This window comes from Chryseobacterium sp. PCH239, assembly GCF_018924625.1.
Taxonomy (GTDB): Bacteria; Bacteroidota; Bacteroidia; order Flavobacteriales; family Weeksellaceae; genus Chryseobacterium; species Chryseobacterium cucumeris.
The window spans coordinates 1,759,755-1,778,526 of record NZ_CP073027.1 but is presented as its reverse complement, the minus strand read 5'-3'; the positions used below and the strand labels follow the sequence as shown (position 1 = coordinate 1,778,526).

Here is an 18,772-nt window from a genome sequence, read left to right as displayed (position 1 = left end):
ATAGGTGTATGTTGGGTAAGGATTGGAGATGTCTGGAATGAAAAAACCAGTTGCTTGGAATTTTACATCCAGAAAGTTTATATCATTATCTCTCTTTTTTGACCTCTACAGGAGCAAAGGAAAAATATAATAAATAATAAAGTTAAAACGGGTTTCATCATTTGCTTGTTATATTTAGATGATATAACGGATTTATTTTATAAGATCAATTATTTTATTATTAATCATTTTATTATAATCTCCTTCAAAAAGTCCATTTTTATACTTTTTGTAATATTCTATTTTTGATATTGAAAATTCAAAGTAGGATTTCTCTTCTTTCTCATAATATTTTCCATCTAAATAATTAGGATAATTTTTGTAATCATTATCATTTTTAATAATGTACTTACTTGGTATTTCAACAAGAATACTATCTCCTGTTTCATAGATTTTTAATATATCAGAATAATTAATATTAGATTCTTCATAATCTGGTTTCCAGTACAATACCCTTTGTCCCAGCGGGTATAAAACTTTATTTTTATACAGATATAATTTCCACCCAAAATGGTTTTCACCATTTATAGGAAACAAGATGATATAGTTTTTAGAGGTATTTGAAAAATATACAATAGGAGAAGAGGTTTCCAGATCTTCATTATTGATTTTCCTAATTATAGCCTTCTCTATGTCATTAAAAACAAAAGTTATAAGTTCATATCTGTTTTGATCACTTCCTTCAATAAGGGTATTTGAGACAGTGAAGTTTTTACAGTTTAATGTATAATTTGTTGATTCTGTACTTTCTTCGTCACAATTGATTTTAGTTAATTGAAGTAGTTTTTTAGTGTTATCTGACTTGCTTGAAACTTCAGATGTTGATGTTTCTCTTGGCTTGTCTGAACATGCAACAAGTATAAGTACAAATAGTATGAAGAACCTTTTCACGAAAGACTGATTTGTTTTATAAACGTTATTTTACTTTCTCTAATTCTGTCCATTCATGTAATACTGCTTCACTTCCTTCTCTTTTAATAAAATAGGCGTTGTTTTCTTTTTTTATATTAAAACCGCAGTTGTTATCATGTTCATTTATCAAATTGATTTCATTGTTTTGGATCTGTTTAATTTTATAATTTCCTTTACACAATGATGTATTGGCGTCTATATAGGCTAAGCCTGGTGTAATTGTTATTTCATAACAGGTTTCGGATTTAATAGAATCGTTTCTCAGATTTGCTTTACAAATGTTATAAAAGCCTTTGAAATCAATTATTTCTTTATTCATATTTACATTTGTTTTCATGGCAGGTTGAAACTGCTCCTCAATCAAAGTTGAGTTTTGTTCTTTTTTAGCATTTTCCCATTCCTTCTTGTTCCTTTCTTTACAACTCCAAAAGACGAAAGATGATAATATTAAATGGATTAAAAAGTTTTTCATTATTAATTGAAGTTTTATGGACTAATCTTAAGGTGCTCCTGCTTTATCAAAATCGCTTCCATACCACACCATTTCTTCTAAATAAGGTAAATTATAATATTTGTTTTGTTTGAAATTATTAGTTAGTTTAGCCCAGATTTGATCATGATATGCAACATTACAAAAACCTAAAATATATCCCCCCTGTCCATTATTCCATTCTTCAGGATTATTTTTCCAGTATTTCTTAAACAATGGATCTGTGGTATTTGCAGCATATCCAATTATTCTAAATAAGTCTTCTTCCCTCCATTCTGTACTCTCATTATCATAAAAATTAATAATAAGTTGGGTTACATATTTCGATAATGACATGGAATATGAATTATTACTACTAGCTGTGTTTTTTTGTATGTAATCTAGAATATCAGTATTAATTATTAATTTTCCCGATTTGTCTTTTGTGAAAATTAATTCACTGGTAATCTTATCTGGAGTTGCAATATTATCATTAAGAAAATTAATATTTAAGATAGCTTTCTTATCATCATTGTTATTAAGATTAGCTGCTTTTTCTATATCAAGTGAAAAGTTGCCAAGCTGAGGATTTAAGAATATATCAACTTTATCGTCTGTTTTTTTTATTTTAAAATTATATGCATTGTTCTCTTCGGTGTTGTTGATTACTTCATTTTTTCCTAAGAACTTTATATTGTTATTATTAACATAATAGACAAGAAATAGGTGTCCGTTTTCTAAAAAATTATCTATTAAAATAATTTTTTCATCATTGCTGCTTCCAAATAAAAAAGTTTCATATCCTAGATCACTTGAATTATTTAATTTATCAATGTAATTTTTATTATTATTGGTAAATAGGATCGAATTTTTATCAAAAGAAATTGATAAGTTTTTATTTTTATCAATACATTTATTTGAACTATACTTTTCACCAGTACAGTTTAATTGTTCCTGTTTAAAATCAATAGAATATAATGTTGTGAGTTTATCTATTTTTTCTTGTTTAGGACTATTTTCCTTACACGATAATAGATTAAAGAAAAATAATAGTATAAATAGATTCGTTAAATTTTTCATATTACTTACCTGCTGTTTTATCTTGTTTTTTTCTTTCAGCTTCCGAAAGCTGAGTCTCATTCTTATAATTAACATAGAAAGCTGGATTATAGCGTTCGGAATATCCAGAAGGATTTTGAGCACTTCTTATTTCAAAATGAAGGTGTGGCCCTTTAGTACCAGTTGCTCCAGTGTCGCCAGTTTTTCCTAATCGTTTTGTTTTATAATTTTCAATCGTAATTTCTTCATTTTGTGAAACATTTAGCTCACTTAAATGTGCGTACATCAAATAAACATCTTTACTTTCTGTAATTCCTTCATATTCGTCAAAATCACCATATCCTTCTATATCATATTTGTTTTTATCATAAGTCCTTTTTGATTTTACATAGTAGGGTTCGTAAGCTCGACGTTGTTTCTTAAATATTTCTAAATATTGAGAATCTACTTTTAAAACTAAACCTTTTCCGTATCCAGTTCCAGGAGACAAACTAACTACTTTACCAGGTAGGCATGCATATACGGGAGTTCCTTTTTCTGCAAACAAATCTATGCCATGATGAGGCCTTTTTCCATTGTCACTTCCAGGCATATCTGTTCTTACTCTTCCGAAAGCAGATCGCCATGGTCGTTTTAAGCCACCGAACGTATATATAGTAATCTGGGGATTCTCTAATGGGTTGTTCCAGATAGCATTTTTATCATCACCAGTTTTATTTTGTGGTTTAACTTCAGGACATTTATCAACTTCAAAAACTACTTTAGTTATTTTATAATGATCTTTTCTTTTCTTTCTTGAATTGGTATTTCTATTTATAATATTAACAATCAAATCTACAACATCATCATCTTTTAATTTTCCTGTTTCATCTGCCTTATCAAACATATCCTCTTTATACCAATCTGCCATACCTGTTAGGGCTGCCTCTTTTGGAGTATAGTCTCTATCAATCCCATCACTTATTTTAATATTCTCAGATGAGGCAAATTTATCAATCCTTTTTTGAATTTCGCCATATGTAGTTCTACCTGTTATTTGGAGCAGTCCTCTTCCTCTATAATTCCAAGTGTCTTCAGCAGATTTGTTACCCAACTCTGGCCGATTTCCATATGCTATTTCTGCAATTTTCTTTTGGTTCGCTACATATCCATTCCTTGAGCTTCTTCCGTACTGATAGGCTAGATCATTTGGAACTGTTTTAGAATTATCATCTGTTGGATTTCCATGTTTATCAACTGCTCTTCCTTGAGCATTTCTTTTTCTAAATGCTTTAAACTGAATTGGTAATGCTTCTGCTGAGTAATTTAAACCTTCTCCATGTATTGCACCCGATAAATCTAGCCCAGATTCTTCAATCGATTGAGCAAAAAAATGAGCTTTCCGTGCACAAGTATCTAATTTATAGATCTTTTTGTATTTGTTTAAAGTTTCTGCAAGTTCAGATAATAAAGTTTTATCTTTAACCTCTGAATATATCCTTTGTAATTGTTCAACAGTTATATCTTTCTCACAATTCGGACATTTTCCATTTTCTGGTTTGGGATCTTGCGTTTTTTGTACCCCCGCCGCACTCTTCACCTTCTCCACCTTCATCAGTCCTTCCGAATTTACCCCAAATTTCTGAGATTCCGCAGAAAGGTCCTTGGAGATAATTTCGATGAAATAATTTTGTGTACTGGAGTCCGGATCGCCGATAGGGGAGTCTATTCCTTTTCCGAAAATGTCTTTGGTAATGACAAATCCTGAAGTATCACATACATCGGCAGGAATTTTAATATTTCCGCTTCTGTAAACTTCATCATTGGAAGTGGTATCATATTCCCAGACTACATATTGGATGTGTTTTCCCACCATATTTTTGGAGTGGATTCTTACCCTTACTTTATCACCTACAGCGACTTTGGAAAGTTCATTTCCTTTATCATCAATGAAAACAGCTTCTATAATATTGCCTTTAGGATCCGGCTGTTTGGGACCACCTCCTTGTCCGGCCGGAAATTTTGGCGTGTGTTTTTCAGGTTGCGGCTTGGGTTTTGGCTGGTTTTGAGGCTGGCCTTTATAATCCGGATTGGCTACAGCTACATTCACCTGGCTGGCTCCCTGAATTTGCCCTGAATAAGTGGCTGTAACATAATACTCATGATTGGCACCTTCATTCCTGTCACCTTTCATCAGAAACTGATTGGCCATCTGACGAAGGATTTTTTCATCAGACATCAGGGGTATTGACACTTCTGCAATCCCTTTTTCATTGACGCGAGCCTTATAGCTGCGGGTGTGACGGTTGTTTTTGTTAATACTGGCATCGTGCCCTTTTCCAGGAGCGTCATCTTCCCAAAGATGAAACTCAATCTCTTTATTAAACATTGCAATACAATGAGCCTGCGCAATAAGAGTATCACGGTAGCTGGCTTTATTGACGTCTTTTGCTCCTCTGTTGAAGAGTACTACTTTATCAATCTTCGGAACTTTGTTGCTTGTTGGTATTAATACACAGCTTCCAGCCAGTTCTCTGGTAGAGGGAAGATCAGGTAAAAGACCTTTTTTAGTTTCATAGACTTTCATTTGAAACTCTATTCCCAGTGCTATTTCCCCAAAATTGTACGTTACCTTTTCACCAGTCTTGGGCTTTCCGGTGATGTCTTTCCAGCTTCCGTTCTTTTGTTTCTTAAAAAGATACCATTCATAATCACCTTTAAGACCAAATGAAAGGCTTGAAGGTTTTATCTCGTAGGTATAGGTTGTTCCTACCAGAGGATTCTGATTCCCGATAATTGTTCCTGTCATGGCTTAGCTATAATAAAGTTGGTCTGTATCTTTTGTATCTTCCTTGAATTCATCAAAATCCACAATAGGATTATAAACCTGCTGTTCCTGCGTATTCGCTTTGGCAACCTGGCTTTTACCGACTTCGCTTTGCTGTCCATGTTTAAGGATGGTAATTTTCCCTCCCGTACTGCACATGAGTTCTGAGATTTCCGTAAGACAACTTTTCCCCATCACTTTTACTTTTTCATACGTCTTCTGCCACTTTCCGGCTGGAGCATAAGCACACGGAAGATATCCTCCCGAACTTGGCTTGAGCTTGCATTGTCCAAACGGCTGTGCCGCAGGATCGAGCTGAAGATCATCCTCTGTTACGGCCAGGTAATTAGCGTTTCCTTCTTCATCATTCCAGTAGTGTTTCTGATGGCTGGTCACTTTAAATTTTGGAAATTTAAATCCCTGATTACATTGCACGGTTCCTTTCTGCACAATGAAATATTTTCCTTCATGAGGACTGGAACCACTGTCTTCTTTTTGATCTTCCTTTTCTTCTTTATCACTTTGTTGTTCCGTTTTTCCCGATGACTGCTCTTGATTTTGTGGAGTTTCTTCCGTTGAATCTCCTTCATCAGAACCTACATTTTCTGTAGATTGCTCCTGAGAAGATGCAGCCATATTTTGAGGTTCTATTTTTTCAGCCATGAGTTGTGGATCTTCCGGAATCAAGATCGTTTTTCCCGGAACAGGTTCCTGCATGACATCTTCCGGCGGACAGTGGAGATTATGGTAAGTTTTTAAAATACCTTCATTTTTCAGCTTAAACTGCCGGGCCAGAGAACTGAAAGTATCGCCTTTTTGTGTGACATAATTTTTCATATTATCCTTGTGTTATATTGATGTGATGTTGGTGTATCAATACCTCTTCATGGCTGAGTAAAACCGAGGCTTTAGCCTGAAGAAGATTCTTATTTTTAGTGTGAGTGGTGTATTCTAATACAATATTTCCTGAAGCCGGTCTTGCAGCCGGTTTTTTGAGCCTGATCCCGCGCATGATCTCCTGTGAGGTACATAATTCAGTGATTTTTCCGCTTAAAATAGTTAAAACAGAGTCCTCTTCTTTATTTTTATGTTCAGGTTTAATTTCACAGGCTACCGGAAATGAATTCTGTACAAAATAAAAAGATTCTGTCCACTTTATTTTTCTCCTGAACCAGTCTGTTTTGGGGAAAAGAGTCTGAAACAGCAGTGTACTCTGAAATTGCTGTAATAAAAACACTTCATTGCTGATGTTCCTTTCAAAAGAATCCATATAATTTCGAGAGACTTCACCTACATAAAACTCTTCAAGATCTTTACGCTGTCCGGTAAAAGTGTCCGTGATTTTTTTATGATCTGCCAATCCTTTTATCCTGCCTTGTTCATTAAGAATAAATTCAAGCGGCATAATACTTTTCATGCAGGCTATCGAAAGGCCGCTTACCTTATCATCAGGTTCATTTCCTCCTGATTTAAAGTCTCTCTGACTGTAGCTAAGGATATACAAACCTGTGTTTTGGTCTTTTCGGAGATTTACATCAATGGTATAATCGATGTTAACTGAAGATTCAAAAGACGTTTCAAAAGTCTCATTAATACTATAAGTTTGGGCCCAAAAGGAATCGGAGAACTGGCCGGGAAGACTGTTATTCCTTTCATTTTCCTTCTGTGATTCTGTTTTAAAATGAGTAGGGACAAAAATATTTTTAACGTCATTAAGGTTTTCAAACCAGACTTTATCCATTTTCGGGCAATGGGAATTATGAAACAGCTTAAGCTCCTCACCGGTCATACCCAGCCGGGAAGCGATGGAGGTGAGTGTGTCTCCGTTTCGTACCTGATATTGTAAGAAATCAATTTCCATCCAATGTGAATTATCAGATAAAGCTATTAAAAAACACTGTTGGAAATAAATTTTTGGGGTTAAATTTTAAAAATTGTAGTAGAATTACGACATGAAACTGATGGTGTGAAGAAACCACCCCGAAAACGACCCCGTCAAAAATTCTTTGAATTTTCGCCACCTCTCCGGAGGATGGGAATTGTACGTCTTCAATTGTGGTGCTGGTCAGGATTGGAGTTTTTGTTGATGCTTTTCTTGTTGGTTTAATGTGGCTGGATTTCTACGGAGTGGCAAACTGTATGGTAAGACAATCATTCCAATTGTATCATTCTGTAGGAATCTTAGCTGGTATAAGGATTTTCAAAGCTAAAACAGTTATTTGTAACTTTTGTGGTTTCATTATATGCAGTACAACCAAAAGTTATTATTAATTTTAAAGCTATAAAAAAGAAAATATGAAGAATAGATTCTTGCATGGAGTTTGCATAATATTGATCAGTTTGAGTTTTGCATATGCTCAGAAGTCCGGAGATCAGTCGCCTGTTTTTTTCACTATCCAAGCACAGGATACTGTAAAGAAGGGAGAAGCATACAATGAGAAAGATACAACAGGAAACAAGAGTTTAAAAAATAGGATAAAACCTATTCAGGCAAATTTTAAAAGAATCAATTCCGTGACAAAATGGACTGCTGTCAAAAAGAAAGATATTGAAGGAGAATCTGCAGAAGGCGGGGAGGCCACATTTTATTACACAGATGAAGGTCTGCAAAAGGTAATTGCGAAACATTATGGAGAAATCGGGCAGAAGCTGACAGAATATTATCTTCTTAACGGACAGCTTTCTTTTGTTTTCGAGAAAGAGTATAGGTATAACCGGCCGCTTTTCTATAATGCTAAAGCAATGAAAGAGAATAAGGATACGGAAGCCTTTGATTTCAATAAGTCCGAGGTTATCACAACAAGGAATTATTTTGAAAACGGAAATATCATTATGATCACCAATACTACAGGACGCGGATTTAGTATCGGTGCGGATTATCCCGCTGAGCAGGAGGAAAAAATCAAAGAGGATTTTAAAAGGCTTCTGAAGCTTGTAAACTAGAGCAGCGTTATGATTTATCAGCCTTGATGATATTGAGTCTTTCCTCAACTTCATTGATTCTTTTAAGCCAATAGTTAATTCCTTCCTGATTGGTCACTGTTTCTTTGAAAGCATTACGGTTGACGGCCCATAGGTGTGAGCTGTTTTTCTGATAGTCCAGTTCGCGTTCTTTTTTATTTTCAGGCTCTATGCGGTATCTCCAGAATACCAGAGATTTCATGTATTCTGAACGAACTTTTTCCAGATAATCAATAATGGCCTTACGGTCCTGGGGAATATATCCGGGACCAGAGCATCCACATGAATGAAAAGTGATTCCAACCGTATACAAATCCCGGATATGAGCCCATTGCTTATCATCATTTTTGGGCGGGGATTTAAAGTCAAGTCCCATATTGGCCATCAGATTCCCACATTCCGGACACTTGGCTTCCACAGAGGTCTGAGCATCCCGGTCCACATTTTTCAGGTGGCGGCGTTTGAATGTTTTCTGGCAGTTGAAACAGGCATAATGACCTTTGTAAACCATCATGGCATATCGGCACATAGTGTTCTCTTATTCTTTGGTTATAAGTTATTTTTATTTGTTATTCCTCTTCATTAAAATTGATTCCCATAAAGCTGGCGGCGCTTCTCGGGTCGTAAACCGACCACACATCTCCCCAGGGAAATCTGAAGGTGCAGCCGGGATAAGGTTTTTTCTTTTTTTGGGTGGGTGATATTCCAAGGACTTTGGTCAGGAAAGTATTATTCCGGCGGAAAATATTCATTTCTTTTTCCTCTGTCCATTCATTCCAGTCTTTGGCATCACTGTTTTCCCATGTATTCATATGGATGATGTCCAGATGATCTTTAAAAAAGCACAGACTGAAAGATACCTGATATCCCTTTATTTCTACAGGCTTAAAATAATACCAAAAATATCCGGTTTTTACATCCCACAGATCATGATACTTTTCTTTATAAAAATCAGACTGTTTCAGCTGATCAAGACTCATTCCTTTATAAAGTCTGGTAGCAAAGGTTTCCAGCTCTATAACTCCATTTTCACTGTTAATCAGCATGTCCCAAAAAATTAAAGCCATAAATATACCCGTTTTTTCTTTACAGACAACGAATAATATTTACAGCTTCAATAGAAATAGAAATATCGGTGTGTGTTATTGTGTTATGGATTTGATATTATTAATGTTGATGGGATGTCAGACAGCCATAGACTTTTTGTATCGATCAGGTTTTTCCAGCTTTTACTGCTGATGAGCATCAGATCCTGAGAACCCAGAAAATCTTTTTCAATCTTTTTCTCATTGTACAGAGTGATGTGGTTTGGAGCTACCTGTTCAATGCTTCTGATCAGTTCTTTTACTTCAATATTATTTCGGATCTGTCCTGCCGCATCCAGAATGATAATCTGAGAATTATTGTTATTGATCAGTCTTTTAGCATATTCAAGAAGGTAGAAGTCACTCAGATTAAAGATCGGAACAAATACTTTATCTGCCGCTTTAAAGTCCTTTTCCACCAAAATTCCTACGGGAATATTGGTTTTGTCGAGAATCTGAAGCGTAAAATCGTCAAAAGGAGAATTGTTGAATATATTTCCTTTGCCTTTTACCGTGTTCAATAGTTTTTCAGGATTAATAATCTTGGTGGTAAAGCCTAATAACCTTCCTAATAAACTTCCCTCATACATAGATTTCCCAAGCATGATCAGGAGAAGATCATAATGTCCTTTGTTGGTAATGCTGGTAAGATCACTTTCGATATCAGTAGATGCTTTGAGGAGGGTAGTAACTTCCAGATTCAGATCTTGAGAGGTTTCAATGACATTCTGAAACTGTGACTCTTCATACTCATTGATGTCATAGGCATGCATTTCATCTACCGGAGCAATATTCATCGCAGTGATGCTTTTATTGCCGTTCATTTTATGGGTGAAATTGTGTGCTAGCTTCAACAAAGTACTTCCGGATTCCGGCTTGTCAAATGAGAGAAGAACGCGGTATTTGGAATCATTATCCTGAATGGATTCGTCCTGATTTTTTTTAGATTTAAAAATAAAATTAATAAAATCCAGTGCAGGCCCAGTCATGAAAGTGGTGAATAGAGCCATGATCACAAGCATTGCAAAAATTTCAGGGCTTAAAACGCCAAGGTCATATCCAATGTTGAGTACAATAAGTTCCATAAGGCCTCGTGTGTTCATCAGAGCTCCTATCGTCAGACTTTCTTTCCAGTTAATACCTACAAATCGTGCCGTCAACGCACTTCCTGCAAACTTTCCGAGAACCGCGGTCAGAATAATAAATCCGGCGGTCATCCACAGATGACTGTCGTTAAGAAGGCCGATTTGGGTACGGAGTCCTGTGAATACAAAGAATAATGGGAGCAGAAGTACTAATGCCACATCCTCTACCTTATCAATAAAAAGGGTACGGAACTTTGTATTTTCAGGCATAATAGCTCCGGCCATAAAAGCTCCAAATAAAGCGTGAATACCGATTACTTCAGTAGCATATGCAGATAAGATCAATGTCAGAAAGAAAATAGCCACCATGGGTTTGCTGATCGTATTTTTTCCGGCCTGAAGGTCTCCGACTCTTTTCAGGAAGGGTCTTACAATTTTAATCATTAAAAATACATAAGCAACAGCCATGATAATCACATAGATAGAGCTTGCAAAAGAACCTGCTTTTACAATAGCAATTACGGCAGCAAGAATACACCATGCTGTAATATCATCGGCAGCAGCACAGGTAATAACAATTGTTCCCAGTTTGGTTTTCTGGAGGTTTCTTTCCTGTACGATTCTCGCCAGTACCGGAAATGCTGTGATACTCATCGAAATGGCTATAAATAAAGCAAAAGAGGTAAACTGGATACCATCCGGAGCAAATTCCTGATACACAAAATAAGAAAGGCCTATTCCCAGAGCAAAAGGAATAATAATACTTGCATGGCTGATGACAACCGCATCATGAGCTTTTTTCCTTAATACACTCAGATCCAGCTCCATTCCAACAATATACATGAACAGGATAAGACCTATCTGGCTCAGAAACTGAAGGTTGCCTAATGATTCTTTTGGGAAAAGAAAAGCGGAAAACTCAGGGAAGTACATTCCCACAAGTGAAGGACCGAGTACAATCCCTGCAATCATTTCTCCGATAACCGTAGGCTGTTTTATTTTCATACAAATCCATCCGAAAAGCCTTGCTGTCATAATAATAGTGACAATTTGCGCCAATAATAGCGCAAGCGGATGGTGAAGATTGGTTTTGAATGATTCCAGGAAATTATCCCAGGTAGAGCCGCTGCTGGTATTGGCAACGATATTTTCTTTTACTTCCAGCGTCTGCCCTTCGATGATGAAATAATACATCAGAGCGGAAAAGACTGCGATGGTGGTAATGTAGAAAATTAAATTTTTGTATTTCCCCAAATTCATGATTCCAATATTTTATGCAAAGTTGAAAAGAATATAGTTATGTTAAATACTCTTTTTTTTAAAATGTAATGAATGTTCTAAAAAATGTAATAAAATCTATTTGAACGAATAACCCATTCCAAATCCTATTTTCCAGTTCCCATTCAGATCTGCTGTCTTAGCGTTATAGTAGGCAGGAATCTGGAAGGCTATTTTTTTATAGACCACAGTAAGACCTGCTCCCAGTGTAGGCATAATAGGACTGTTTTTGGTTCCGGAAGAATGGTCTTCTTTAATTCTCAGAGAAGGAAGCATTCCAACAATGAATTTTACGCTTTTATGGGTAAGACTTACATTTGGACCTGTAAAGTTGAGATAAGCACCATGATCTACATATCCGCCTATTGCTATTCCGTCAAAAAAAGAGATCTTCAGTTTTGAAGAAGCTTCCTGGGAAAAACACAAGCCGGATAGGAGAAGTCCTGCAGCATAGAAAAAGTTTTTCATTATAAAATCAATTAATTCCATACAAAATTAAAGGGATTCAATACTGAAAAAGGGGAGTTGTAATAAAGGACTTATATTCTGTAATGAAACCGGAAAGATTTGAAAAGATCTATTTTCCGAAGAGCTCCATCAATGAATTTTTATAAGCATCTCCGATCTGAAGTTTCAGAAAAGAGTGATCTTCCGCAGGAATGGTGGTAATAATTTCGTTGGTTGAAAATACCTTAATGGAAGACAATGCGATAATTTCTTTTTTGTTGACCTGAGCAAAATCTTTTGATGGCAGCATTTCCAGAAGGTTTTTGAAATTCAGGTTTTTTAAAACGATGGTTGTTCCGTCAATAAGCATAATATCTTTATCCCTGCTGTCGATTTCAGAGGTTTTGATGTAGGAAATCTGTTCTGTGAATATAACGGTTTTTCCAATATTGGTATTCCACTCGATAAAAGTTTTTTTAGGAGCATTTTCTACCAGTTCTTTAGCTTTTTCGAAAGCTTGAATCAGTCTTTCTTTTTTGATGGGTTTTCTTACATAATCCACCACATTCAAATCGAAAGCTTCAGCAGCATATTCTTTGTAAGCTGTTGTAAAGATGATTTTTTTAGAACCTGAAATAATCTCAGCCACCTGAAGACCTGTCATTCCGGGCATTTCAATATCCAGAATGCACAGATTACAGTCGAGGTTGTCTATTTCATTCAGAAAAATTTTAGGATCATTGAATGCTTTTACCACCTCTACATTCTCAATCTGCTCACATAGAAGTTTTAAATAACTGATGGCCAGTAATTCATCATCCAGAATAACGCATTTTATCATAGAATTCTCCTAAATTGATTTTTAATTCCGCCGTAAAGATTCCGTTTTTTGAACTTCTTTCCAGCTGATAATGGGTACTGTAGATCATTTTAAGCCTTTGATCAAAAGACTGGCTTCCAAAGCCGCTTTTTTCTTTTTCCAGAATATTTTTCAGAGAAGCTTTATTGCTGACTTTCATAGTGAAAATTCCATCTTCAAGCTCCATATAAATAGAAATAAAAGAATCCTGAGCAAGAAAATCTGTATGTTTGAAGGCATTTTCAATAAGATCCACAGAGATAAGCGGGGCAAATACCTTTTCTTCATACAAAGCATCTGATTTATTAATCTTTGATTTGATTCTGAAGTCAAAAAGTGGATTGATCTTGATTTTATTAATCTCAATAAGGCTTAAAGCAAAATTAAGCTCTTCTTTCGGGCTTACATACTTATTGTTGCTTTCGTATAAAATATAATCCAGCACATTGGCCAGCTTATCCAGCGACATATACGTCTGATAGGCATGAGACTGCACCGAATTCAGAATATTTTTAAACAAATGCGGATTCAGCTTTGTGCCGATATGTTCCAGACGGACTTCATTCAGGCGCTGCTCAATAAGTTTATTGGTTTCTGATAATTTGGTATTCCTCTGTTTCAGCTTCTGATTCTGGCTGAAGAGATAAATACTGATAGTCAGAAACAGGAAAATGGCAAAAACTCCGATGAATATCAGATAATCATGAATCATGTAGTAATTGCCGTCCATAGCTTGTACTTGAAACTATTTCAGTTTTTTAAGACTGTTTACCGTCACCGTTTCTTCACATTTTTCATACGTGATCTCATAAGACGGATTTTTTTCAGGATAGGTTAAAAGATAGTCCGGACATGGTTTCTTTTGTGCATGGCTGCGGTCAAAATCTACCTTTCCGTTGGTAATGATGCTGTCTTTTATAAATTTCTCATCAATCTTGTAGGTTGCCATTGCATTTTTAGCTTCTTCAGAATATTTGAATTCTTTGGAAAGACTTTCAGCAATCACACGGCTGTTCGGTAAATATCCGCTGCAGCTTGCTCCTTTTTTGTTTAAAATAAAAAATACGATCAAAAGCCCCGGAACGAAGCCTATTGCATAAAATTTCAGTTTCTTCATTAGAAAATTAAAAGATTGATATCGTGGTACGTAAGTCCGAAACGATCGCAGATGATCTTCTTGGTATGTCTTCCTTTGTACATATATAAGCTCTGCTTCATTTCGTTTTTGCGGATCAGCATGTTTTCAAAGCCGCCCTCTTCGTCATAATTTAAAATATAGGAAAGGAAGAAATTCGAGATGGCCTTAGTGGTAGTTCTCGGCATTCTTGAGGTAAGATTCGGAAGTCCGCAGTGGATGACACCGTGTTTGATGACATAAGGATCCTCCATGGTAGTAAGCTCTGAAGTTTCGATCACTTTACCGTTATCTATGGTAATATCGATGATGACACTGCCTTTTTTCATTTTCATCACCATATCTTCAGTAACGATAGGGGTCATGTTCAATCTTGGAAGAGCTCCGATCACTACATCAGCACGTCTTAGACTTTTGCTGAGTTCTTTAGGATCAATAATAGAAGTCGGTACACGGCTGTCAACAATCGTGTGAAGCCTTCTAAGCTTGGATAAAGAATTATCGAAAACTTTTACACTTGCTCCTAAACCAATGGCTGCCTTTGTAGCAAACTCACCTACAATTCCGGCTCCAAGGATAACAACTTCTGCAGGTCTTACTCCTGTAATTCCTCCCAGCATTAACCCGTTTGATAAGGCTAATAATTCGGAGGCATATAAGATTGAAACGGTTCCTGCAATTTCCCCGACTAATCTTACCAAAGCCAGCTGCTTGTATTCATCAACGATAAATTCAAAAGCGATGGCGTTTATTTTTTTCTCTGCAAGCTTTAAGAAATACTCCTTGTCTCTAAGATTGATCTGAAGAGCTGAAACCAGATACGTATTAGGCTTCATGTACTCAATTTCATCTTCTGTAGGAGGGTTCACCTTCAGGATAAGATCCTGCCCGAAAGCTTCTTTTGGATCATTGGTGATCTTCGCTCCAGATTCGGAATACTGTAAATCTGTAAAAAATGAACCTTGTCCGGCCCCTGATTCAATAATGATCTCATGGCCGTGCTCTACCAACACCTGTACGGCGTCAGGAGTAATGCAGGTTCTCCTTTCGTTGAGACAGGTTTCTTTAGGAATTCCAATACTGAACTGTTTCCCTTTCTTTATAACCTCCAATTTTTCCTCTTTCGGCATTAATTCTTCTTCTGTGAAAGGAGTAAAAATATTTGTACTCATCCTTAAATTAAATTATGTCTTACAGATTGTTTTTTACACTCAATTAATGAGCAAAGATACATAATATTTAATCGAATGAAATCTCTCTGTTTTCACCCGTATTTACAATGCTCATTGTATGGTAGTTAAGACCGTAAAGGTCCTCTTCATAGACTTCCGGCCATTCGATGATGCATAAAAAAGAGTTGTCCAGATATTCTTCAATTCCGATATCATAGACTTCTTCAATGTTTTTTAAGCGGTAAAGATCAAAATGAAATACTTTCCCTTTTTCGGTATTGTATTCATTGACAATAGAGTAAGTGGGAGAGTTCACTTCATCCTTGCTGCCCATATTTTTAAGCAGAAATTGAGTGAATGTGGTTTTACCTGCGCCCAGGTTTCCTTTTAATAAAAGAATATTATGTTGTAATTGAGGAATGATGCTGTCAACAACTTCCTGCCAGTCTTCGATTGTATTGATAGTGAACTGCATATAGTAGCAAATTTATTTTGCAAAAATAATGATAAAACTTACTAAATATAATGCACTTGTATTATATAATTGTAAGGTTTTTTTTTATGTGTATTTTTGTACTATGATTTCCAAACAGACCATTGATAAGATATTCTCCACGATCCGCGTTGAAGAGATTGTGGGCGAATATGTGCAGTTGAAAAGAGCAGGGTCTAATTACAAGGGGCTCAGTCCTTTTCATGATGAAAAAACACCCAGTTTTGTAGTTTCTGCCAGTAAGCAGATCTGGAAGGATTTCTCCACAGGAAAAGGAGGAACGGCGATCTCTTTCCTTATGGAAATTGAAAATTTTACGTATCCTGAGGCACTCCGCCACGCTGCAAAAAAATACGGAATTGAAATTGAGGAAGACCAGCGTGAAATTTCTGAAGAAGCAAAAAATGCCCAGACAGAAAAAGATCTGCTGTATAAAATCCATGAGGTTGCCAATACTTATTTTCAGGAGATCCTTTGGGATGATCAGGAAGGCAGAAGTATAGGACTTTCTTATTTCAAAGAAAGGGAGTTGAGGGATGATATCATTAAGAAATTCCAGCTGGGATATTCTCCCGAGAAGAAGAATGCTTTTACAGCTTATGCCTTGGAAAAAGGATATAATAAAGAAATTCTTGAAAAATCAGGACTTTCTATTTTTCCTGAAAATACTCCTGCAGGCGTAGACCGTTTTAGGGAAAGGGTTATTTTCCCTATTCACAGTTTTTCTGGCAGGGTTTTAGGCTTCGGAGCAAGGATTCTGAAGAATAATGTCAAAACTGCAAAATACCTCAATTCCCCGGAAACCGAGATCTATCATAAATCCAATGTTCTTTACGGATTAAACCAGAGTAAGCAGGCTATTTCCAGGAAGAATGCCTGTCTTTTGGTGGAAGGATATATGGACGTGATTTCCCTTCATATGTCCGGAATTGAAAATGTAGTGGCAAGTTCAGGAACTTCTTTGACGACAGAGCAGATCAAACTGATTAAGAGGCTTACAGAAAACGTAACGATTCTCTTTGATGGTGATAATGCCGGTATCAAAGCTAGTTTCCGAAGTATTGACATGTTACTGACTGAGGGAATGAACATCCGTGTTCTGCTTTTCCCTGATGGAGATGACCCGGATTCCTTTGCCAGAAAACACCCGCAGGAATACGTTGAAAAGTATATCGAAAATGAAGCGATGGATTTCATCGATTTCAAGGCGGAAATTCTCCTGAGAGATATCGGAAATGATCCGATTAAAAAGGCTGAAGCAATCAGAGATATTGTGAAATCTGTCTCTTTCGTACAAAATGCCCTGAAAAGAGAGGTTTATCTGAAAGAGGTTTCCAATAAATTCGGGCTTTCTGAGCAGAGTCTTTTCAATGAACTGGATGTTCAGAAGCAGATCACACAGAATCAGACCCATCATGTTCAACAGCAGCAGAAAGAGAAAACAGCCGCTCCAAAGATGGAGGTTGTGCCTTTGGATCAGGAAAAAGAAGATCCTTTTCTGTATGATGTATTGTTCATGGAGAACAAACTTGTTGAACACATGCTGGCATTTGGAGATATTATTCTGAAACGTAGAAATGAACAAGGAGAAGAATATCAGATTACAGTAATTGAGGAAATTCTTCATCATTTTGAAGAAGAGCAGTATGAATTTTTAGTTAAAGGGAATGAAATCATTATTACTCAGGTGAGGGAAGGAATTCAAAAAGATGAGTTGAGAAGTGGAAACTTTTTTGTATCTTTTATGGACGAAGAAATTACCACAAAGGTTGTAGACGCTCTGATCCCGTTGGATGAGCTTGAAAACTGGGCTTCCAGAAATATTTATCCTCCCAATTACGGTGATAAAGTGGCAGATCAGATCAAGGGAGATGTTTTGCTGCACAAATTCAGATATATTGATTATTTAATTACAGAAACAGATAAAGAGCTGGATGTGTACAGGGATACTGATGAAGGAAAGTACTATGAGCTTATCAAGAAAATTACGTTATTGAAACAGGCTTCCATGCGATTGAGTAATATCATTGAATATTCACCTATCAAAGGAATCTATGGTAGAAAACGGTAATTTTTAAGTCAGTTATTTTAATATTCTGTGACAAAAAGTCCTATAAAATTTTAGGAATAAATATTGTAATTTAAACTTCGAGAATATTTAAAAAATAATACATAATAGAAATATGGACATTAAAAAAGAATTCAGAGATTTCTCTGTAAAACATTTAGGAAACAACGGTTTGGTTACCGATCAGTATATGGGAATGTATGGGCCTACGAATCTTACTCCGTACATCATGGAAGAGAGAAGATTAAACGTTGCTCAGATGGACGTTTTCTCCCGTCTGATGATGGACAGAATTATTTTCCTTGGAACAGGTATTGATGATCAGGTAGCAAACATCGTTACGGCTCAGCTTTTATTCCTGGAAAGTGCTGACCCTTCAAAAGATATTCAGATCTACATCAACTCTCCTGGTGGTAGTGTATATGCAGGTCTAGGTATTTATGACACCATGCAGATCATCAAGCCGGATGTAGCGACAATCTGTACAGGTATGGCTGCTTCAATGGGAGCTGTATTACTGGTTGCCGGAGAAAAAGGAAAACGTTCTGCGCTTAAGCATTCAAGAGTAATGATCCACCAGCCTTCAGGAGGTGCTCAGGGAGTTGCTTCTGATATGGAAATCAACTTGAGAGAGATGTTGAAACTGAAGCAGGAGCTTTATGAAATCATCGGTCATCACTCAGGACAAACGTATGAGTGGGTAGAAAAATCTTCTGACAGAGATTACTGGATGACTTCTGAAGAAGCTAAAGGTTACGGAATGGTAGATGAGGTTTTACAAAGATCCACAGAGAAAAAATAATTGATGATAACATCATCAGAAAACCGCACCAATCTGGTGCGGTTTTTTTGTTGGATTATATTTTAATCACTCATTTTATATTCGCTGGAGGGGTGGCAATAA

At 36.2% G+C, this 18,772-nt stretch carries 18 protein-coding genes; 3 read left to right on the top strand and 15 right to left on the bottom strand.

Features of this window, described 5'->3' with window-relative positions; translation table 11 throughout:
• Nucleotides 1-192: 192 nt before the first annotated feature.
• Genes KBP46_RS08040 through KBP46_RS08015 form a run of 6 tightly spaced genes read right to left on the bottom strand, consistent with a single transcriptional unit; the run spans nucleotide 193 to nucleotide 7,146 of the window.
• On the bottom strand, nucleotides 193-930 hold the full coding sequence (locus KBP46_RS08040) for a hypothetical protein (RefSeq protein WP_216445089.1): 738 nt from the start codon (nucleotides 928-930) through the stop codon (nucleotides 193-195).
• A 25-nt stretch (nucleotides 931-955) separates the two neighbouring features.
• A complete protein-coding gene (locus KBP46_RS08035; protein WP_216445088.1) occupies nucleotides 956-1,423 on the bottom strand; it encodes a hypothetical protein in 468 nt (155 codons plus the stop codon).
• A 27-nt stretch (nucleotides 1,424-1,450) separates the two neighbouring features.
• Nucleotides 1,451-2,500: a hypothetical protein gene (locus tag KBP46_RS08030; protein ID WP_216445087.1), complete on the bottom strand. Its 1,050-nt coding sequence runs from the start codon at nucleotides 2,498-2,500 to the stop codon at nucleotides 1,451-1,453.
• Nucleotide 2,501: 1 nt separating this feature from the next.
• Nucleotides 2,502-5,267: a peptidoglycan DD-metalloendopeptidase family protein gene (locus KBP46_RS08025; protein WP_216445086.1), complete on the bottom strand. Its 2,766-nt coding sequence runs from the start codon at nucleotides 5,265-5,267 to the stop codon at nucleotides 2,502-2,504.
• Between the two features lie 3 nt (nucleotides 5,268-5,270).
• Nucleotides 5,271-6,122: a PAAR-like protein gene (locus KBP46_RS08020; protein ID WP_216445085.1), complete on the bottom strand. Its 852-nt coding sequence runs from the start codon at nucleotides 6,120-6,122 to the stop codon at nucleotides 5,271-5,273.
• Between the two features lies 1 nt (nucleotide 6,123).
• Entirely contained in the window at nucleotides 6,124-7,146 is a 1,023-nt protein-coding gene (locus tag KBP46_RS08015) for a LysM peptidoglycan-binding domain-containing protein (protein ID WP_216445084.1), read from the bottom strand.
• A gap of 434 nt (nucleotides 7,147-7,580) precedes the next feature.
• Here KBP46_RS08015 and KBP46_RS08010 point away from each other — a divergent pair, with 434 nt between their 5' ends.
• Nucleotides 7,581-8,228 carry a hypothetical protein gene (locus KBP46_RS08010; protein WP_216445083.1) on the top strand — a complete coding sequence of 216 codons (648 nt, stop codon included), beginning with the start codon at nucleotides 7,581-7,583 and terminating at the stop codon, nucleotides 8,226-8,228.
• Between the two features lie 7 nt (nucleotides 8,229-8,235).
• On the opposite strand, the gene KBP46_RS08005 is transcribed toward KBP46_RS08010, so the two are convergent.
• The 9 genes from KBP46_RS08005 to tsaE all read right to left on the bottom strand — a co-directional run bounded on the left by KBP46_RS08005 (nucleotide 8,236) and on the right by tsaE (nucleotide 15,782).
• On the bottom strand, nucleotides 8,236-8,760 hold the full coding sequence (locus KBP46_RS08005) for a hypothetical protein (protein ID WP_367397894.1): 525 nt from the start codon (nucleotides 8,758-8,760) through the stop codon (nucleotides 8,236-8,238).
• 55 nt (nucleotides 8,761-8,815) lie between these two features.
• Nucleotides 8,816-9,313 (bottom strand): hypothetical protein, encoded by a 498-nt coding sequence (locus KBP46_RS08000; protein WP_253297237.1) that lies wholly within the window; start codon nucleotides 9,311-9,313, stop codon nucleotides 8,816-8,818.
• A gap of 83 nt (nucleotides 9,314-9,396) precedes the next feature.
• Entirely contained in the window at nucleotides 9,397-11,676 is a 2,280-nt protein-coding gene (locus KBP46_RS07995; RefSeq protein ID WP_253297236.1) for a cation:proton antiporter, read from the bottom strand.
• A gap of 96 nt (nucleotides 11,677-11,772) precedes the next feature.
• A complete protein-coding gene (locus KBP46_RS07990) occupies nucleotides 11,773-12,162 on the bottom strand; it encodes a hypothetical protein (protein ID WP_110009323.1) in 390 nt (129 codons plus the stop codon).
• Nucleotides 12,163-12,271: 109 nt separating this feature from the next.
• Entirely contained in the window at nucleotides 12,272-12,982 is a 711-nt protein-coding gene (locus KBP46_RS07985; protein ID WP_062671275.1) for a LytTR family DNA-binding domain-containing protein, read from the bottom strand.
• The gene (locus tag KBP46_RS07980) at nucleotides 12,957-13,730 is read right to left on the bottom strand and encodes a histidine kinase (protein WP_082798713.1); all 774 of its coding nucleotides are present in this window, start codon (nucleotides 13,728-13,730) and stop codon (nucleotides 12,957-12,959) included. Before KBP46_RS07980 ends, KBP46_RS07985 begins: the two co-directional genes overlap by 26 nt.
• Before the next feature lie 15 nt (nucleotides 13,731-13,745).
• Nucleotides 13,746-14,117 carry a DUF4258 domain-containing protein gene (locus tag KBP46_RS07975; RefSeq protein WP_062671273.1) on the bottom strand — a complete coding sequence of 124 codons (372 nt, stop codon included), beginning with the start codon at nucleotides 14,115-14,117 and terminating at the stop codon, nucleotides 13,746-13,748.
• Entirely contained in the window at nucleotides 14,117-15,307 is a 1,191-nt protein-coding gene (locus KBP46_RS07970; RefSeq protein WP_062671272.1) for an alanine dehydrogenase, read from the bottom strand. The genes KBP46_RS07975 and KBP46_RS07970 overlap by 1 nt, the downstream gene beginning before the upstream one ends.
• Nucleotides 15,308-15,374: 67 nt before the next feature.
• Complete coding sequence (tsaE, locus tag KBP46_RS07965) at nucleotides 15,375-15,782, bottom strand: tRNA (adenosine(37)-N6)-threonylcarbamoyltransferase complex ATPase subunit type 1 TsaE (protein WP_216445081.1); 408 nt, start codon at nucleotides 15,780-15,782, stop codon at nucleotides 15,375-15,377.
• A gap of 103 nt (nucleotides 15,783-15,885) precedes the next feature.
• Between tsaE and dnaG the strand changes: the two genes are divergently transcribed.
• Together dnaG and clpP are read left to right on the top strand one after the other, a co-directional pair.
• Complete coding sequence (gene dnaG / locus KBP46_RS07960) at nucleotides 15,886-17,871, top strand: DNA primase (RefSeq protein ID WP_062671270.1); 1,986 nt, start codon at nucleotides 15,886-15,888, stop codon at nucleotides 17,869-17,871.
• Nucleotides 17,872-17,983: 112 nt separating this feature from the next.
• The gene (gene clpP, locus KBP46_RS07955) at nucleotides 17,984-18,670 is read left to right on the top strand and encodes an ATP-dependent Clp endopeptidase proteolytic subunit ClpP (RefSeq protein WP_027373257.1); all 687 of its coding nucleotides are present in this window, start codon (nucleotides 17,984-17,986) and stop codon (nucleotides 18,668-18,670) included.
• Nucleotides 18,671-18,772: the final 102 nt, after the last annotated feature.

Bases quoted from the DNA above. Each gene is read 5' to 3' on its own strand.
- KBP46_RS08035 (WP_216445088.1), bottom strand. From the start codon at position 1,423: ATGAAAAACTTTTTAATCCATTTAATATTATCATCTTTCGTCTTTTGG.
- KBP46_RS08030 (WP_216445087.1), bottom strand. From the start codon at position 2,500: ATGAAAAATTTAACGAATCTATTTATACTATTATTTTTCTTTAATCTA.
- KBP46_RS08025 (WP_216445086.1), bottom strand. From the start codon at position 5,267: ATGACAGGAACAATTATCGGGAATCAGAATCCTCTGGTAGGAACAACC.
- KBP46_RS08020 (WP_216445085.1), bottom strand. From the start codon at position 6,122: ATGAAAAATTATGTCACACAAAAAGGCGATACTTTCAGTTCTCTGGCC.
- KBP46_RS08015 (WP_216445084.1), bottom strand. From the start codon at position 7,146: ATGGAAATTGATTTCTTACAATATCAGGTACGAAACGGAGACACACTC.
- KBP46_RS08010 (WP_216445083.1), top strand. From the start codon at position 7,581: ATGAAGAATAGATTCTTGCATGGAGTTTGCATAATATTGATCAGTTTG.
- KBP46_RS08005 (WP_367397894.1), bottom strand. From the start codon at position 8,760: ATGATGGTTTACAAAGGTCATTATGCCTGTTTCAACTGCCAGAAAACA.
- KBP46_RS08000 (WP_253297237.1), bottom strand. From the start codon at position 9,313: ATGGCTTTAATTTTTTGGGACATGCTGATTAACAGTGAAAATGGAGTT.
- KBP46_RS07995 (WP_253297236.1), bottom strand. From the start codon at position 11,676: ATGAATTTGGGGAAATACAAAAATTTAATTTTCTACATTACCACCATC.
- KBP46_RS07990 (WP_110009323.1), bottom strand. From the start codon at position 12,162: ATGAAAAACTTTTTCTATGCTGCAGGACTTCTCCTATCCGGCTTGTGT.
- KBP46_RS07985 (WP_062671275.1), bottom strand. From the start codon at position 12,982: ATGATAAAATGCGTTATTCTGGATGATGAATTACTGGCCATCAGTTAT.
- KBP46_RS07980 (WP_082798713.1), bottom strand. From the start codon at position 13,730: ATGGACGGCAATTACTACATGATTCATGATTATCTGATATTCATCGGA.
- KBP46_RS07975 (WP_062671273.1), bottom strand. From the start codon at position 14,117: ATGAAGAAACTGAAATTTTATGCAATAGGCTTCGTTCCGGGGCTTTTG.
- KBP46_RS07970 (WP_062671272.1), bottom strand. From the start codon at position 15,307: ATGAGTACAAATATTTTTACTCCTTTCACAGAAGAAGAATTAATGCCG.
- tsaE (WP_216445081.1), bottom strand. From the start codon at position 15,782: ATGCAGTTCACTATCAATACAATCGAAGACTGGCAGGAAGTTGTTGAC.
- dnaG (WP_062671270.1), top strand. From the start codon at position 15,886: ATGATTTCCAAACAGACCATTGATAAGATATTCTCCACGATCCGCGTT.
- clpP (WP_027373257.1), top strand. From the start codon at position 17,984: ATGGACATTAAAAAAGAATTCAGAGATTTCTCTGTAAAACATTTAGGA.